The 15767-nt window shown below is 29.3% G+C and carries 18 protein-coding genes, 1 tRNA gene and 1 pseudogene; 14 read left to right on the forward strand and 6 right to left on the reverse strand.

The genetic code is table 11. The features are described from left to right. Positions 1–3: 3 nt before the first annotated feature. Positions 4–603, reverse strand: a complete 600-nt coding sequence (locus B5464_RS08340) for a TetR/AcrR family transcriptional regulator (RefSeq protein ID WP_079737993.1) — start codon at positions 601–603, stop codon at positions 4–6. A 127-nt stretch (positions 604–730) separates the two neighbouring features. On the opposite strand from B5464_RS08340, the gene B5464_RS08345 reads away from it, so the two are divergent. The 3 genes from B5464_RS08345 (at position 731) to B5464_RS14340 (ending at position 2103) form a co-directional block, all read left to right on the forward strand. Further along, complete coding sequence (locus B5464_RS08345; protein WP_079737994.1) at positions 731–1702, forward strand: polyprenyl synthetase family protein; 972 nt, start codon at positions 731–733, stop codon at positions 1700–1702. 61 nt (positions 1703–1763) lie between these two features. Then, positions 1764–1837: transfer RNA gene (locus B5464_RS08350), tRNA-Ile, on the forward strand. Between the two features lie 86 nt (positions 1838–1923). Then, complete coding sequence (locus B5464_RS14340) at positions 1924–2103, forward strand: PID-CTERM protein-sorting domain-containing protein (RefSeq protein WP_149025906.1); 180 nt, start codon at positions 1924–1926, stop codon at positions 2101–2103. 18 nt (positions 2104–2121) lie between these two features. Here B5464_RS14340 and B5464_RS08355 read toward each other — a convergent pair whose 3' ends face one another. After that, positions 2122–2712 carry a riboflavin synthase gene (locus B5464_RS08355; RefSeq protein ID WP_079737995.1) on the reverse strand — a complete coding sequence of 197 codons (591 nt, stop codon included), beginning with the start codon at positions 2710–2712 and terminating at the stop codon, positions 2122–2124. A gap of 57 nt (positions 2713–2769) precedes the next feature. Between B5464_RS08355 and pdxA the strand changes: the two genes are divergently transcribed. From pdxA to B5464_RS08400, 9 genes are all read left to right on the forward strand, one after another. Then, on the forward strand, positions 2770–3810 hold the full coding sequence (gene pdxA / locus B5464_RS08360) for a 4-hydroxythreonine-4-phosphate dehydrogenase PdxA (protein WP_077810909.1): 1041 nt from the start codon (positions 2770–2772) through the stop codon (positions 3808–3810). 80 nt (positions 3811–3890) lie between these two features. Then, the gene (locus tag B5464_RS08365; RefSeq protein ID WP_077810910.1) at positions 3891–4427 is read left to right on the forward strand and encodes a DUF177 domain-containing protein; all 537 of its coding nucleotides are present in this window, start codon (positions 3891–3893) and stop codon (positions 4425–4427) included. 1 nt (position 4428) lies between these two features. Beyond that, positions 4429–4623 (forward strand): 50S ribosomal protein L32, encoded by a 195-nt coding sequence (gene rpmF, locus B5464_RS08370; RefSeq protein ID WP_068361688.1) that lies wholly within the window; start codon positions 4429–4431, stop codon positions 4621–4623. A gap of 153 nt (positions 4624–4776) precedes the next feature. Next, the gene (locus B5464_RS08375) at positions 4777–5766 is read left to right on the forward strand and encodes a beta-ketoacyl-ACP synthase III (protein WP_077810911.1); all 990 of its coding nucleotides are present in this window, start codon (positions 4777–4779) and stop codon (positions 5764–5766) included. 32 nt (positions 5767–5798) lie between these two features. Next, on the forward strand, positions 5799–6287 hold the full coding sequence (gene accB / locus B5464_RS08380; protein WP_079737996.1) for an acetyl-CoA carboxylase biotin carboxyl carrier protein: 489 nt from the start codon (positions 5799–5801) through the stop codon (positions 6285–6287). Between the two features lie 80 nt (positions 6288–6367). After that, positions 6368–7705 (forward strand): acetyl-CoA carboxylase biotin carboxylase subunit, encoded by a 1338-nt coding sequence (gene accC, locus B5464_RS08385; RefSeq protein ID WP_079737997.1) that lies wholly within the window; start codon positions 6368–6370, stop codon positions 7703–7705. A gap of 94 nt (positions 7706–7799) precedes the next feature. Continuing rightward, positions 7800–8249, forward strand: a complete 450-nt coding sequence (locus tag B5464_RS08390) for an Lrp/AsnC family transcriptional regulator (RefSeq protein ID WP_077810914.1) — start codon at positions 7800–7802, stop codon at positions 8247–8249. 4 nt (positions 8250–8253) lie between these two features. Further along, positions 8254–8571 carry an Hpt domain-containing protein gene (locus tag B5464_RS08395; RefSeq protein ID WP_079737998.1) on the forward strand — a complete coding sequence of 106 codons (318 nt, stop codon included), beginning with the start codon at positions 8254–8256 and terminating at the stop codon, positions 8569–8571. A gap of 13 nt (positions 8572–8584) precedes the next feature. Next, a complete protein-coding gene (locus B5464_RS08400) occupies positions 8585–9292 on the forward strand; it encodes a LytTR family DNA-binding domain-containing protein (RefSeq protein ID WP_079737999.1) in 708 nt (235 codons plus the stop codon). Positions 9293–9550: 258 nt separating this feature from the next. Here B5464_RS08400 and B5464_RS08405 read toward each other — a convergent pair whose 3' ends face one another. From B5464_RS08405 to B5464_RS08420, 4 genes are read right to left on the reverse strand one after another with little or no spacing between them, the layout of a single operon-like run. After that, entirely contained in the window at positions 9551–10570 is a 1020-nt protein-coding gene (locus B5464_RS08405; RefSeq protein ID WP_079738000.1) for a UDP-glucose--hexose-1-phosphate uridylyltransferase, read from the reverse strand. Positions 10571–10575: 5 nt separating this feature from the next. Then, positions 10576–11727 (reverse strand): galactokinase, encoded by a 1152-nt coding sequence (gene galK, locus B5464_RS08410; protein WP_079738001.1) that lies wholly within the window; start codon positions 11725–11727, stop codon positions 10576–10578. 11 nt (positions 11728–11738) lie between these two features. Continuing rightward, complete coding sequence (locus tag B5464_RS08415) at positions 11739–12626, reverse strand: aldose 1-epimerase (RefSeq protein WP_079738002.1); 888 nt, start codon at positions 12624–12626, stop codon at positions 11739–11741. Positions 12627–12629: 3 nt separating this feature from the next. Further along, a complete protein-coding gene (locus B5464_RS08420) occupies positions 12630–13628 on the reverse strand; it encodes a winged helix-turn-helix domain-containing protein (protein ID WP_079738003.1) in 999 nt (332 codons plus the stop codon). A gap of 109 nt (positions 13629–13737) precedes the next feature. On the opposite strand from B5464_RS08420, the pseudogene B5464_RS14345 reads away from it, so the two are divergent. Together B5464_RS14345 and B5464_RS08425 are read left to right on the forward strand one after the other, a co-directional pair. After that, a pseudogene (locus B5464_RS14345) lies at positions 13738–13896 on the forward strand (UDP-glucose 4-epimerase GalE); the annotation flags it as partial. Between the two features lie 224 nt (positions 13897–14120). Further along, positions 14121–15737: a solute:sodium symporter family transporter gene (locus tag B5464_RS08425; protein WP_079738004.1), complete on the forward strand. Its 1617-nt coding sequence runs from the start codon at positions 14121–14123 to the stop codon at positions 15735–15737. Positions 15738–15767 lie beyond the last annotated feature (30 nt).

Here is a 15767-nt window from a genome sequence, read left to right on the forward strand (position 1 = left end):
GATTTATTTCAGTTTTAATTGGGTTTCTAATTGTTGTATTCCAGATTCTGTGCAAATACCTCTTAAATGGTATTCTAAGTGATATTGCATTAATGTGTTCATAGAATAATCTCTTAACGGAAAAAGGTCTTTGTCTTTAATACCTATCATACCGTTAAAATAAATTCTAGAAATAAATTCTACATCAATATCTTTTCTATATAAGCCAATACTGATTCCTTCATTTAAATTCTTAATTACAAAATCTTGCATAATTAAAAATTGCTTTTTCTTTAAAGGAGCGTAAATCTTTGGATAATATTTTTGAAGTTGATACTGAGGTGAAGATTTTTCGTCCTTTAAATTTTCCATGATAAACTTTTTAATGGTAAAAAGTTCGTCTATCGGATTAAGGTTTAAACCACATATAGAGTCAATGCCACAACATACATTATCAAACATGTATAATGTTACAGCGTCTACAAGTTCTGTTTTGTTTTTAAAATACTTGTAAATTGTTTTTTTAGAGACACCTAAAGAACTGGCAATTTCATCCATGGTTACACTCTTAAAACCAAGGTTTAAGAAGAGTTCTTTAGATTTGTCTAATATTTTTTCTCTCATAATTCGGGTGCAAATGTACAAAAGGAAACTTTAGAAACAAAAATAGTTTCCAAAGTTTTAAACATTTTTTAACGTTAGAACTTCAAATAAGAATTTCTTTACATTATTTTTACAAAAAATTTTAGATTTGGACATTTTACAATATCAAAAGGAATTTCTTTCTTATTTAGAATCAAAAAAATGGATTCACGAGCCTAAAAACTTGTACGAACCAATAGATTACATTTTGCAATTAGGCGGAAAAAGAATTAGACCTGTCTTAACTTTAATGGCTGCAGATATATTTTCTAACAATGTAAGTAAGGCTTTGCCAGCTGCTTTAGCGGTAGAGGTTTTTCATAACTTTACATTGGTACATGATGATATTATGGATGATGCGCCTTTGAGAAGAGGTAAAGCAACGGTTCATGAAAAATGGAATATAAATACAGGTATACTTTCTGGGGATGCTATGTTAATATTAGCTTATCAATATTTCGAGAATTACGAACCTGTTGTGTTTCAGAAATTAGCCAAATTATTTAGCAAAACCGCTTTAGAAGTATGTGACGGACAACAGTTGGATGTTGATTTTGAAACTAGATCTGATGTTACGATTCCGGAATATATAAATATGATTCGTTTAAAAACATCAGTTTTAGTTGCTGCTGCATTAAAAATGGGTGCAATTGTTGCTGAAACAACTGAAGAAAATGCGAGTTTAATTTACGATTTTGGTTTAAATCTAGGTTTAGCATTTCAATTACAAGATGATTATTTAGATACTTTTGGCGATCCAGAGACATTTGGTAAGCAAGTTGGAGGCGATATTATCGAAAATAAAAAAACCTATTTATATCTAAAAGCGTTAGAAGTTGCTAATGATGATGAGAAAGGTAAGTTGCAATATTTTTATAAAAAGAAGCTTAACGAGAACTCTGTTAAGATTTCTGAGGTAAGAAGAATCTTCGAATTGAACGATATTCCGCTTTTAATTAAGCAAGAAATAGCAAATTATACAGAAAAAGCTTTTGATACTTTGGCTAAAATGAGTATCGAAGATGTTGATAAACAATCTCTTAAGGATTTTGGTCTTTGGTTGATGAATCGATCTGTATAAGATTTTTATTTTTTTTCACTAGATTATTAAAAATAATAGTACATTTGCATCCAATAATTTTGGTCCCATAGCTCAGTTGGTTAGAGCACCTGACTCATAATCAGGTGGTCCTTGGTTCGAGCCCAAGTGGGACCACTTTATTTTTTTTAGCATATATCAAATAAAAATTAGATATTTGTAAAAACAAAAAATTTCAAAATTTTAATCTGGGGGGATATAAAATGAAGAAAATAAAATACTTAGTACTAATTATAGTGCTCCTTTCTACTCAATTGGTTTGTGGTCAAATGGTACCACCACCAATTCCACCACCACCACCACCAGGTTTGTCTGTTGATGGAGGTGTGATATTTTTACTAGCTTCTGCTTTAATTTATGGTGTAGCAAAACTAAGAAACTAATCTTAATTTTTAAATTTCTTAGGATCTTTTAGTAAGACGACTTACGTATTTGCCAATTACATCGAATTCTAAATTTACTTTATCATCTACTGCTAAAGTTTTAAAAGAAGTGTTTTCTAAAGTGTAAGGTATAATTGCAACACTAAAAGAATCATCTTTCGAGTTTACAACCGTTAAACTCACTCCGTTTACTGTTATAGAACCTTTCTCAATTGTAATATTATTATTTATCGTTGCATTATAACGAAAAGTAAAAACAGTGCTTCCGTTTTGGTTTTCAATATTTGTACAAATCCCAGTTTCATCTACATGTCCTTGCACTATATGACCGTCTAGTCGATCGCCAAGTTTCATTGCTCTTTCTAAGTTTACAATAGAATCTATTTTTAACGCTCCTATATTTGTTTTGTTTAAAGTTTCTTTAATAGCGGTAACTGTGTATTCATTTTCGTTGATGTCAACAACAGTTAAACATACGCCATTATGGGCAACGCTTTGATCTATTTTTAACTCGTTTGTAATATTGCTACTTACTGTTATATGAAGATTATCTTGCTCACTTACTAAGTTTGTTACTTTACCAAGTGTCTCTATTATTCCTGTAAACATTTCTCTAAATTTTAGTTACTTTTGTAGAACATCAAAATTAAGAATATTACAAGAGTTATGGCTGATAAAACTGATAAAATAATCGTCGGAATTTCAATAGGAGATTTAAATGGTATAGGTATTGAAGTTATTTTAAAAACATTTGAAGATAAACGAATGTTAGATTTCTGTACACCAGTTTTATTTGGAGCAATGAAAGTTGTGTCTTATCATAAAAAAGCTTTAAAATTAGAGGTTCCTGTACATGGAATTAACCAAATTAATCAAATAAATCATTCTAAAATAAATGTTTTAAATGTTTGGAAAGAAGATGTTTCTATTAAATTAGGAGAGGAAACTAAAGTTTCTGGTTCGTATGCAGCAAAATCTTTAGAAGCTGCGGTAGAGCATTTAAAGAATAAAAGTGTAGATGTTTTATTAACCGCACCTATTAATAAAGAAACCATACAGTCTGAAACATTTAATTTTCCGGGTCATACAGAATATTTAGAAGAAAACTTGCCAGGTAAAAGCTTAATGATTCTTATGACAGATGTATTAAGAATTGGTTTAATAACGGGTCATATTCCTATTTCGAAAGTAGCAGAAGCTATTACTCCAGAAATTATTAAAGAAAAAGTGTCGACAATGCATGCTTCTTTAAAGAAAGATTTTGGCATTGCAAAACCAAAAATTGCAGTTTTAGGTTTAAATCCTCATTGTGGAGATAAAGGTGTAATTGGTAAAGAAGATGATGAAATTATTAAACCTACTATAGAAGAAATTAAAGAAAGTGGCAAGCTAGTTTTTGGACCTTATGCTGCGGATGGTTTCTTCGGATCTGAAACATATAAACAGTTTGATGGTGTTTTGGCAACTTATCACGATCAAGGTTTGGCGCCTTTTAAAGCATTGTCTTTTGGTAATGGTGTAAATTTTACAGCAGGATTAAGTGAAATTAGAACATCACCAGATCACGGAACAGGTTTTGATATTGCAGGTAAAAACCTAGCAAACCCATCGTCTTTTAAAGAAGCATTGTTTTCTGCAATTCATATTTACAAGACTAGAAACGATTATAAAGAACTAACTAAAAACCCACTTTTAGCAAAGCATTAAAAATAATTTTCTTTTTTTTAAAGAAAACAGTGTATAAAAACATTTTTTTATATCTTTGCACGCTCAATTGATGTTTGATAATGAAAGACTTGAAACAATACAACATACAGTTTGTAGGATTAAAGGAAGGTAAACATCTATTTGAGTATAGTATTGATAATACGTTCTTTGAGTTTTATAATTATAGTGAATTTAAAAAATCTTCTATAAATGTTACTTTAGAATTTGTAAAAAAAAGCACTTTTTTTGAGCTTTTATTTACAGCTTCAGGTACAGTTAATGTGCCTTGTGATGTAACAAATGAGTATTTTGACCTTGAAATTACCTCTAAATTACCTTTAGTTGTAAAATTTGGACCAGAATATAATGATGACAATGAAGAGATTTTAATTTTGCCACATGAAGTATATCAATTTAATGTAGCACAGTTTATTTATGAAATGATTGTGTTAGCTGTTCCAAGTAAAAGAGTTCATCCAAAAGTACTAGATGGTACGATGAAATCTGAAGCTTTGAGCAAATTAGAAGAGTTAGAAATAAAAGAAGAAAAAACTGTTGAAACAACAGACCCTAGATGGGATAAATTAAAGAATTTAATAACAGAAAAAAAGACATAAAATGGCACATCCTAAAAGAAAAATATCGAAAACGAGAAGAGATAAAAGGAGAACGCATTATAAAGCATCTGCACAACAGATTGCTACAGACCCAACAACAGGTGAAGCGCACTTATATCACAGAGCTCACTGGCACGAAGGTAAACTTTACTATAGAGGTCAAGTAGTATTAGAATCTGCAGCAGCAGAAGCATAGAAAATTTTTATTTTACATAAAAAACCCTCAAATTTGAGGGTTTTTTTGCGTTTTTATACGAAATCCCATCGTTTTAATACTTTTTATTCTAAAAAGTAAAATAAATTTCATTTCTTTGAAATTCCTTAACATTGGGATAACAAACTAAGTATTATGACAAAAATCACTGCAGCAATTACAGCAGTAGGGAAATATGTTCCTGAATATGTTTTAACTAACAAAGAGTTAGAAAGCTATGTAGATACCAATGACGAATGGATTACTACTAGAACTGGTATTAAAGAAAGAAGAATCTTAAAAGGTGAAGGTCTTGGTACTTCTTATATGGCTATTAAAGCGTCAGAAGATTTAATCAGCAAGAAAAATTTAGACCCTAAAGAAATAGATTTGGTAATTGTTGCGACTGCAACACCAGATTTACCAGTTGCATCTACAGCGGCTTATGTTGCTACAGAAATAGGTGCAACAAATGCTTTTGCTTACGATTTACAAGCGGCTTGCTCTAGTTTTTTATATGGTATGTCTACTGTTACAAGTTATATAGAATCTGGTAGATATAAAAAAGTTTTATTAATAGGAGCCGATAAAATGTCTTCTATAATAGATTATACAGATAGAGCAACTTGTATTATTTTTGGTGACGGAGCAGGAGCTGCTTTATTTGAACCAAATACAGAAGGTTTAGGTTTTCAAGATGAATACTTAAGAAGTGATGGTATTGGTAGAGATTTCTTAAGAATTGAAGCAGGTGGTTCTCAAATGCCAGCTACAAAACAAACAGTAGAAGATGGTAAGCACTTTGTTTATCAAGAAGGTAAAACTGTTTTTAAATATGCCGTTTCTAATATGGCAGATGTTGCAGAAAAAATGTTGGTTAGAAATAACTTAACAGAACCAGATATTCAATGGTTAGTTGCACATCAAGCTAATAAAAGAATAATAGAAGCAACAGCAAAAAGAGTTGGTGTTTCTGCAGAAAAAGTAATGATGAATATTCATCGATATGGTAACACTACTTCTGCAACCTTACCATTATTATTAGCTGATTACGAAAATAAGCTTAAAAAAGGAGATAATTTAATATTTGCCGCATTTGGTGGTGGTTTCACATGGGGAGCTGCGTACCTTAAATGGGCTTACTAATTTATATAAAATAACAACTAAACAATAAGGAAATGGATATTAAAGAAATTCAAAATCTTATAAAATTTGTAGCTAAATCTGGTGCAAGCGAGGTAAAGTTAGAAATGGAAGATGTAAAAATTACAATTAGAACGGGTTCAGGTAAAACAGAAACTACTATTGTGCAAGCTGCACCAATGCAAGGTTTACCTCAAATGCCTGCACAACAACAAGCGCCATCGGCACCAGTTGCTGCTGTAGAACAAGCTGCTGCACCTGTGTCTGATAATGATGATTCTAAATTTATTACTATAAAATCTCCAATTATTGGAACTTTTTATAGAAAGCCTTCTCCAGACAAACCAAATTTTGTAGAAGTTGGTACAGAGGTTAAAGTTGGTGATACAGTGTGTGTTATCGAAGCTATGAAATTATTTAACGAAATTGAATCAGAGATTTCTGGTAAAATTGTTAAAGTATTAGTAGACGATTCTTCTCCGGTAGAATTTGATCAACCATTATTTTTGGTAGACCCATCATAATAATTAATTATGAATTAAAATTACGAACAAGATATGTCTTGATTGTAACTACAAATTCATAATTCATAATTTTTTATAATATGTTTAAAAAAATATTAATTGCCAATAGAGGTGAAATAGCATTACGTGTTATTAGAACCTGTAGAGAAATGGGTATAAAAACTGTAGCAGTATATTCTACTGCAGATGCAGAAAGTTTACACGTTAGATTTGCAGATGAAGCCGTTTGTATTGGTCCAGCACAAAGTTCAGAATCTTATTTAAAGATGTCTAACATTATTGCTGCTGCAGAAATAACAAATGCAGATGCTATTCACCCAGGTTACGGGTTTTTATCTGAAAATGCTAAATTTTCTAAATTATGTGACGAGCATAATATTAAGTTTATTGGTGCAACAGGTGAAATGATTGACCAAATGGGAGATAAAGCAAATGCTAAATCTACTATGAAAGCTGCCGGTGTACCTTGTGTACCTGGAAGTGAAGGTGTAATTACCGATTTTGAAGAGTGTGAAAAGTTAGCTGTAGAAACAGGTTACCCAGTAATGCTTAAAGCTTCTGCCGGAGGTGGAGGTAAAGGTATGCGTGCCGTTTGGAAACCAGAAGACTTAAAAGATGCTTGGGATTCTGCAAGACAAGAATCTAAAGCTGCATTTGGTAACGACGATATGTATATGGAAAAGCTTATTGAAGAGCCAAGACATATCGAAATTCAAATTGTAGGAGATTCTTTTGGGAAAGCATGTCATTTATCAGAAAGAGATTGTTCTGTACAAAGACGTCATCAAAAATTAACAGAAGAAACACCTTCTCCTTTCATGACAGATGAATTAAGAGAAGCAATGGGTAATGCAGCCGTAAAAGCCGCAGAGTTTATTAAATATGAAGGTGCAGGTACTGTAGAGTTTTTAGTTGATAAGCACAGAAACTTCTACTTTATGGAGATGAATACTCGTATACAAGTAGAGCACCCAATTACAGAAGAGGTTGTAGATTACGACTTAATTAGAGAGCAAATTTTAGTTGCTGCTGGTGTGCCAATTTCTGGTAAAAATTATTATCCTAAAATGCATTCTATAGAATGTAGAATTAATGCTGAAGATCCTCATAATAATTTTAGACCAGCTCCGGGTAAAATTACTACTTTTCATGCTCCTGGTGGGCACGGAATAAGAATCGATACGCACGTATATGCAGGATATATGATTCCGCCAAATTACGATTCTATGATTGCTAAATTAATTACAACTGCTCAAACAAGAGAAGAAGCAATTAATAAAATGAAGCGTGCATTAGATGAGTTTGTTATTGAAGGAATTAAAACAACGATACCTTTTCATAGACAATTAATGGATCATCCAGATTATGTTGCAGGTAATTATACAACTAAGTTTATGGAAGATTTTACAATGAGTTAAAATCTTACTATTTAGTTATAATAATAAAGTTAAATAGAGAATACAGTTTGTATTCTCTATTTTTTTTACCTTTATAGTTAATATATGTTGAATTATGAAAATTGATGGAATTGATAAAACAATAATTAGAACTTTGGTTAAAGATGCTAGAACACCTATTTTAAGTATTGCTCGAGAAGTAGGTATATCTGGTGCGGCAATTCATCAAAGATTAAAAAAATTAGAAAAATCTAAACTGATAGAAGGGTACAATATGATTATTAATCCCAAATCTTTGGGTTATACAACGACTGCTTTTGTTGGGGTTTATTTAGATTCTTCAAGTCAGCTTTCATCATCAATAAAAAGATTAAAAGAAATACCAGAGGTTATAGAAAGTCATTATACAACTGGTAATTATGCTATTTTGGTAAAAATACTATGTAAAGATAACGAGAGTTTAATGCGTATTTTAAATGATAAAATTCAGCCAATAAAAAATGTTTTAAGAACAGAAACATTTATTTCATTAGACCAACAAATTAAAAGACAAATAAATATTTAATCCTTTGGAAAACCCTAATCTAAATTATTTAAAAGAAGTTTCTGGCGGTGATGCTAGTTTTGAAAATAGTATGTTAACTATTTTAAAAACTGATTTTCCGGAAGAATTATTATCATTAAAAAGTTTTTACGAGCGTAAAAATTATGAAGAATTAAGTTTGTGTATTCATAAAATAAAACACAAAATAGGTATGTTGGGTATGCCAATGGCTTTAGAATTTGCTTCTAAAATAGAAAATGATGCAAAAAAAGGTAATATTGAACAATATACAGAGCTTGTATTTATTTTAGAGAGAATTAACGTATATTTAAAAAACCAATAGTACTAACTACACTATGAACTGTATAATAATAGATGATGATGTATCTGCTAGATTAATAATTAGGCAGTTATGTAAAGAAACAGATTTAGAAATAATAGAAGAGTTTTCTTCTGCTATAGAAGCAATTAAGTTTTTAAATTCAAATAAAAATATCGATGTAGCTTTTTTAGATATTCATATGCCTACTTTTTCGGGTATTGACTTTATTAAAACAATTAAATCAAACGTAAAAATTATACTTACAACATCAGATAAAAACTTTGCTTTAGAAGCTTTTGAATATAAAAGTGTTGTAGATTATTTATTAAAACCAATAGCAAAAGAAAGGTTTTTAAAATCTGTAGATAAGTTAATTAATTTAAATACAGATAAACCAAAAGAGAAACAGCCTAGTAAAAGTATAGAAAATAAAGATTACATTTTTGTGAATGTAGAAAAGCGTTTGGTTAAAATTAATATACCAGAAATACTTTTAATAGAGGCTAAAGGAGATTATATTGGTATTAGAACAGATAAGAAAAGTTTTATTGTACATTCTACTTTAAAAAAAATAGAAAAGAAGCTTCCGTTAGATTCTTTTCTTAGAATCCATAGGTCTTATATTATTAATACTTCAGAAATTATAGATATAGAAGATAACAGCGTTTTGATTAAAAAGCACGTGATTCCTATTAGTAGGTCTCATAAAACCGAATTGATGAAAAGGTTAAACTTGTTGTAAACAGTTTGTCTAATAACTAATGCCATTCGTCGATAATTCTAAATCACTTATCGAAAATTAAATTTAACAACACATATACGATGTATCTTTGAAGTGTATTTAGAGGTAGATACATTTTCATAATAAAAAGTTGAGTTATTTTATCAAAATTAGTTATGTTTATGAGTTGGGGAACTTGTAAATAGAAAAAAATAAAAATTTTTATTTTTTTGAATTGATAATAAAAAAAGCCTTTGTTTAATTACAAAGGCTTTTTTTTTATATAAGATTTTTTAATCTTTTTGCTGCTAATTCTGCAGTTATATCTCGTTGCGGTGATCCAAACATTTCGTATCCAACCATAAACTTTTTTACAGTTGCACTTCTTAATAATGGCGGATAAAAACTCATGTGCCAATGCCAATGCTTGTTCTCTTTATTATTAGTTGGCGATTGATGTATACCACTAGAATAAGGAAAAGAGGTGTTAAATAATTTGTCGTAAGCTTTGGTTATTACAGATATGGCTTCAGCATAATTTAAAGCTTCTTCATCTGTCATCTTAGTAATATTTTCTTGTGCTTTTTTAGGAGCAATCATTACCTCAAATGGCCAAATGGCCCAAAACGGAGTTAATACAACAAAATCTTTATTTTGAAATATAATTCTTTCGTTAGCTTCTAATTCTTGTTTTAAATAATCTTCTAAAAGGTTGCTATTTTTGGTATTGTAATATTTTAATTGTTGATTGTCTTTCTTTTCAACTTCATTTGGTAATGCAGATTGACTCCAGATTTGACCATGTGGATGCGGATTACTACAGCCCATTACTGCACCTTTATTTTCAAAAATTTGAACATAATTGATGTCTTTATTTTTACCTAAAGATATATATTCTTGTTGCCAAACATTCACTACTTTTTTAATGTCTTTAACGTCCATATCTGCTAAACTTTTAGAATGATCTGGACTAAAACAAATAACTTTACAAATTCCGGTTTCGCTTTTTGCTTTAAATAAACCATCGTCTATTTTAAAAGATGGTGAATCTTTTTGTAATGCAGCAAAGTCGTTTGTAAAAACAAATACATCTTTATAATCTGGATTTACTTCGCCATTAATTCTAGTATTTGTTGCGCACAAATAACAGTTTTCATCATATGAAGGTCTTTTCTCATTCGAAATTTCTTCGTTTTGACCTTGCCAAGGTCTTTTAGATCTATGTGGTGAAACTAGAACCCATTCACCAGTTAAAATATTTAATCTCTTATGAGAATAATCTTGTAAGTGTGTATTCATAGCAATTATTTTTTTATGATTCTTGTTCCTTCAGATAATTTCACCTGATAAATAGAACATTCTTTGCCAAATTCTTTTTTGAAATTTTTAGAAATTTCATTTTTAAAATCTTCAATTTCAGATTTTTTAATAAGGTTTATTGTACATCCGCCAAAACCACCGCCCATCATTCTTGCACCTAAAATTTTAGAATTATTTCTAGTTTCATCAACTAAAAAATCCAATTCTTTACAGCTAACTTTATATTTAGAACTTAAACCATCATGAGATTGATAAATTAAATCTCCTAAAGTTTCAATATCATTTTTTTGTATTGCTTCAGAAAATTTTTCTACTCTAGAATTTTCTTCAATAACATAAGAAGTCTTTTCATAATCTGCATTAGATATTTTAGATTTTATTGCATTTAAATCTTCTAACGTAGCATCTCTAAGAGCAGTTACGTTTAATAATTTAGAAACCTTTTCACAAACCGCTCTTCTATCATTATATGCACTTTCAGATAAATCGTGCTTTACATTACTATTAATTAAAAGGAGTTTGTATTTTTTAAAATCAATTTTAAAAGATGTAGATTCTATAGATCTACAATCTAACAATAGCGCGCTTTTCTTTTCGCCAAACATACTAGCATACTGATCCATTATACCGCACTTTACTCCGGCATAATTATGTTCTGCTTTTTGAGAAATTAAAATCATTTGTTCTTTTGTGAGTTTTAAATCAAACAATTCATTCAAACCAAAAACAACGCTATTTTCTAATGCTGCTGATGATGACATACCTGCGCCACCAGGAATATCCCCTGCAAAAACACAATTAAAATTATCTAATTGAATATTTAATTTTTGAATTTCTGAAACAACACCTAAAATATAATTTCGCCAACCACCATCTTTTAAAGGAGCTATGTTCTCTAAACCGAAAGAATACATTTCTTCTTTGTTTAAAGCGTACACATTGCTCACATTTTCGTCATTTTTATAAATTGCTAATGCAATACCTTTATCTATAGCAGCAGGAAAAACAAAACCATCATTATAATCTGTATGTTCTCCTATTAAATTAATTCTACCAGGAGAAAACACCATAATTGGTTTTACATTAAAGTGTTTCTTGAAAATTTTTTTAACCTCTTTTATTAATTTTTTTTTCATAATATAATGTGCTAAATATCTACTGATAAGGTATAAATTGAAGAAAAACTTGTGTTCGGTTTTAATAGTTGAAGTCCTACTTTATTATTAAAACTATCTGATATACCTGTTATTGGTTCAATAGCAATGGCATTTTTATTTTCCGGAGTATAAATTTGTAGATAATTCTCTTTTAAATTAGAATTTAAAGTAAAATTGTAAGTCGGAGTTTCAAAAATAACTTTACTACTTCTTAAACTAAAACAATCATCGTAATTACCAGAATCTAAATCTTTTAATTCGTTTATATTGGTTGCTTCTAAGTTTTTTGTAATCATTTTATTATTATGATTTACTTTTTTATCAGCATTAAATTTAAGGGTACTTTTAGATAAGTTTTTAGAATAGAAATATGGATGCCAACCTAATGTAAAAGGAAAACTCTCTGAATCTATATTATCAACTTTAATTTCTAAAGCAACACTTGTATTAGAAAATGTGTAGATTAATGTAATTTTATATACATACGGAAATGCGGGATTTTTATCTTTTTCTGTGTAACTTAAAGTAATAGAAGTGCTATTTACTGATGTATTTTGATTTTCAAAAAGGAATTCTTTATCGAAAACCAAACCATGCAAAGCATTGTTATTACCGGGTTCGTTTATTTTAAATTGAAATTCTTTTTTATTAAATATGTATTTTCCGTTATCAATTCTGTTTACAAAAGGAAATAGAATTGCCGAGTGATAGCAAGTTTCGTATGGAACAGGATGCATGTCTGCAAGAATTTGTTCGCCATTAATTTGAAGTTTTTGTAAACTTCCTCCTAATTCTAAATTGATAATAGCAACAGAATTATTTAGCGTGTTTTTAAACTCTATAATTTTATTATCTTCTAAATGTTTAACCGTTATCATAATTTACAAGGAATTTCTAACAATTATTTTTGATGGATTTTCTATTTGAACTTTTTCTTTTGTCGTTATAATTGATGCAAGATTTTTACCCATTGCTGTAAAATCTGTAGAGATAGTTGTAATGCCGCCTTCTACAATTTCTTTTAACATAGTATCGTTATAACAAACTATACCAATATCTTTTTTAAGAATTAAATAGGTCTCTTTAATTTTCTTAATAATTTGTATTAGATTTTTATCTTCAGGAATAATATATACTTCACCCTTTTCAATTTTTCTTGTAGTTAAAGTATCAATAACTTCATTTTCAAATTTTTCTTTTTCACAGAAACTTTCGAAGCCATCTAACATTGCTTTAGGCTGAATTTTTTTATCATACACAAAAATCAACTTGATGTAGTTTGCTAGTTTATCTTTAACTTCATTTAAACCAGTAAATATATTTTTTTCAAAATTTTGAAAAATTGCCGAATATGCTTTTAATTCTGGGTTTAGTTGATCTAAAATAAATACTTTCTCTTTTGGTAAATTTTCTAGAACTAACTCTGTGTTTTCTATATTGGCTGGCATAATTATGTAATGATTATAATCGCCAATATTGTCTAGAATTAAAGCGTTAAATATTTTAGGATTAAAATGATGAAAGTAAATATCAACTTTAATATTAGCATCTAAATTACTTAAAAAAGAATTGTATAAATCTTCTTTAAAGGCATTAAACTCATCGAAAAGTAAAAATATTTTTTGAGAAACACTTACATTTTCTGATGATAAATAATATCCTTTACCAACTACAGAATGTATAATTCCTCGGTTTTTTAATTCATTAAAAGCCATTAAAACAGTATCTCTAGATAATTTGTAAGTATCTCTTAAACTGTTTATTGATGGTAGTTTATCTCCTTTTTTAAACGTACCGTTTTGTACAGCATCTTCTATAGATGCAATAATTTGTTTGTACTTTGGTACTTTAGATTTCTTATTTAAGGTAACTAAACTCATGTTGCAAATATATAATTAACGTTCAAATAAATCGACTAGTTGGTACTAGTATGTTATTGTGAGTTTTTTATTTTGTTCATTTGCATATCATAATTATATTTAACACAGTATGAATAATAAAATTGTAGTAACTGGTGGTTGCGATTATATAGGTTATCACACTGTAATAGAATTGATAGAGAATAATTTTGAAGTAGTTATTATAGACGATTTATCGAACTCTTCGAAAAAAACTTTAGATAGAATACATCAAATTACAGATTTGAAAGTAGTATTTTATTGAGTATAAATTAAATTATGAAATTATAGAAAGAAAACCATGAGATGTATCTCAATTATTTGCATCTACCGATTTAGCAAAATTAAAATTAGGTTGGTCTGCAAATAAAACGTTAAACGAAATGTTAAGTTCTTCATGGCAATGGGAAAAAAAATAAGAGACGGTAATTTATAGTAATTATAAAATTATTACATTACACTAAATAATTAACTATGCAAATTTTAACATTTTTAGGTTTTACAGCACTTGTTGCTTTAATATCCTATTTAGCAACAAGATCTACTAATGAAACCTCTAAAGATGGGTATTTTTTAGGTGGAAGAAGTTTAACCGGAATCGTAATTGCGGGATCTCTTTTGTTAACCAATTTATCTACAGAACAAATTGTAGGTTTAAATGGACAAGCATATGAACAAGGAATTTTAGTTATGGCTTGGGAAACTTTAGCAGCCATAACTATGGTTATAATTGCAGTTTTTCTTTTACCTCGTTATTTAAAAGGTGGTATTTCTACAATTCCGCAATTTTTAGAACGTAGATATGATAAAACCACGAAAGCAATTGTTTCTGGATTGTTTTTATCTGGTTATGTAACTATTTTTTTACCCGTAGTTTTATATACAGGTGCATCTGCAATCAATACAATGTTTGATGTGCCTGCAGTTTTTGGAGTTTCAGAAAATACAGCACTTTGGTTTACAGTATTTGGTATTGGAATTATTGGTTCTATTTATGCGGTATTTGGTGGTTTAAAAGCGGTTGCTGTTTCAGATACAATAAACGCTATAGGATTAATTATTGGAGGTTTGATGATTCCGTATTTTGGTTTAACTTACATCGGTGACGGAGATATGTTTGCGGGTATAGATACTTTAATGACCATGCATCCAGAGAAATTCATTTCTACAGGTTCAGAAGATTCTTATGTTCCTTTATCTACGTTATTTACGGGTATGCTATTAATCAACCTTTTTTATTGGGGAACAAACCAAGCAATTATTCAGCGAGCTCTAGGAGCTAAAAACTTAAAAGAAGGTCAAAAAGGTTTGGTATATGCTGCATTTTTAAAAATATTAGGTCCGTTATTATTGGTTTTACCAGGAATCATAGCTTTTCATATTTTTAAAGGTGAATTGGCAAAACCAGATTTAGCATACGCATCTTTAGTAACAGAAGTATTACCAAAACCATTGGTTGGTTTTTTTGCAGCAGTTTTATTTGGTGCTATTTTAAGTTCTTTTAATTCAGCTTTAAATAGCTGCGTAACTCTTTTTGGTATTGATATTTATCAAGAATACATTAAAAAAGACGCAACAGAAAAGCAGGTTGTAAAAGCAGGAAAAACGTTTGGTGTATTTCTGGCAGTTTTAGCGATGGTTGTTGCGCCATTTATCGCAAATGCAGGAAGTGTTTTTGGTTATTTACAAGAAATTAATGGTACATATTCGATTCCTATTTTAACAATTGTAGTAGTTGGTTATACTACCAAGTATGTGCCTGCAATTGCAGCAAAAATTGGTTTAATATCAGGTGTTGTATTATATTCTATTAGTCAGTTTATTATTCAGCCTAATTTTGATGTAATTGAAATTGTAAATGGTGTAGAAACTATAACAGGCAATACATATCCACATTTTTTACATATTTTGGCTATACTCTTTTTGTTTAATGTTATTATTATGTTGTTGATAGGAAAGTTTTATCCAAGAAAAGAAGCATATATACAGTTTGATTCTAAAGAAGTAGATATTACTCCGTGGAAATATTTAAAACCAGTAGGAGTTTTTATTTGTATAATAGTAATTGGTATTTATATATACTTTTCTTAATCAGTATCAAAAACATTAAAAAAGGCTAAT

The organism is Polaribacter sp. KT 15 (genome assembly GCF_900143115.1).
Lineage (GTDB): Bacteria > Bacteroidota > Bacteroidia > Flavobacteriales > Flavobacteriaceae > Polaribacter > Polaribacter marinaquae.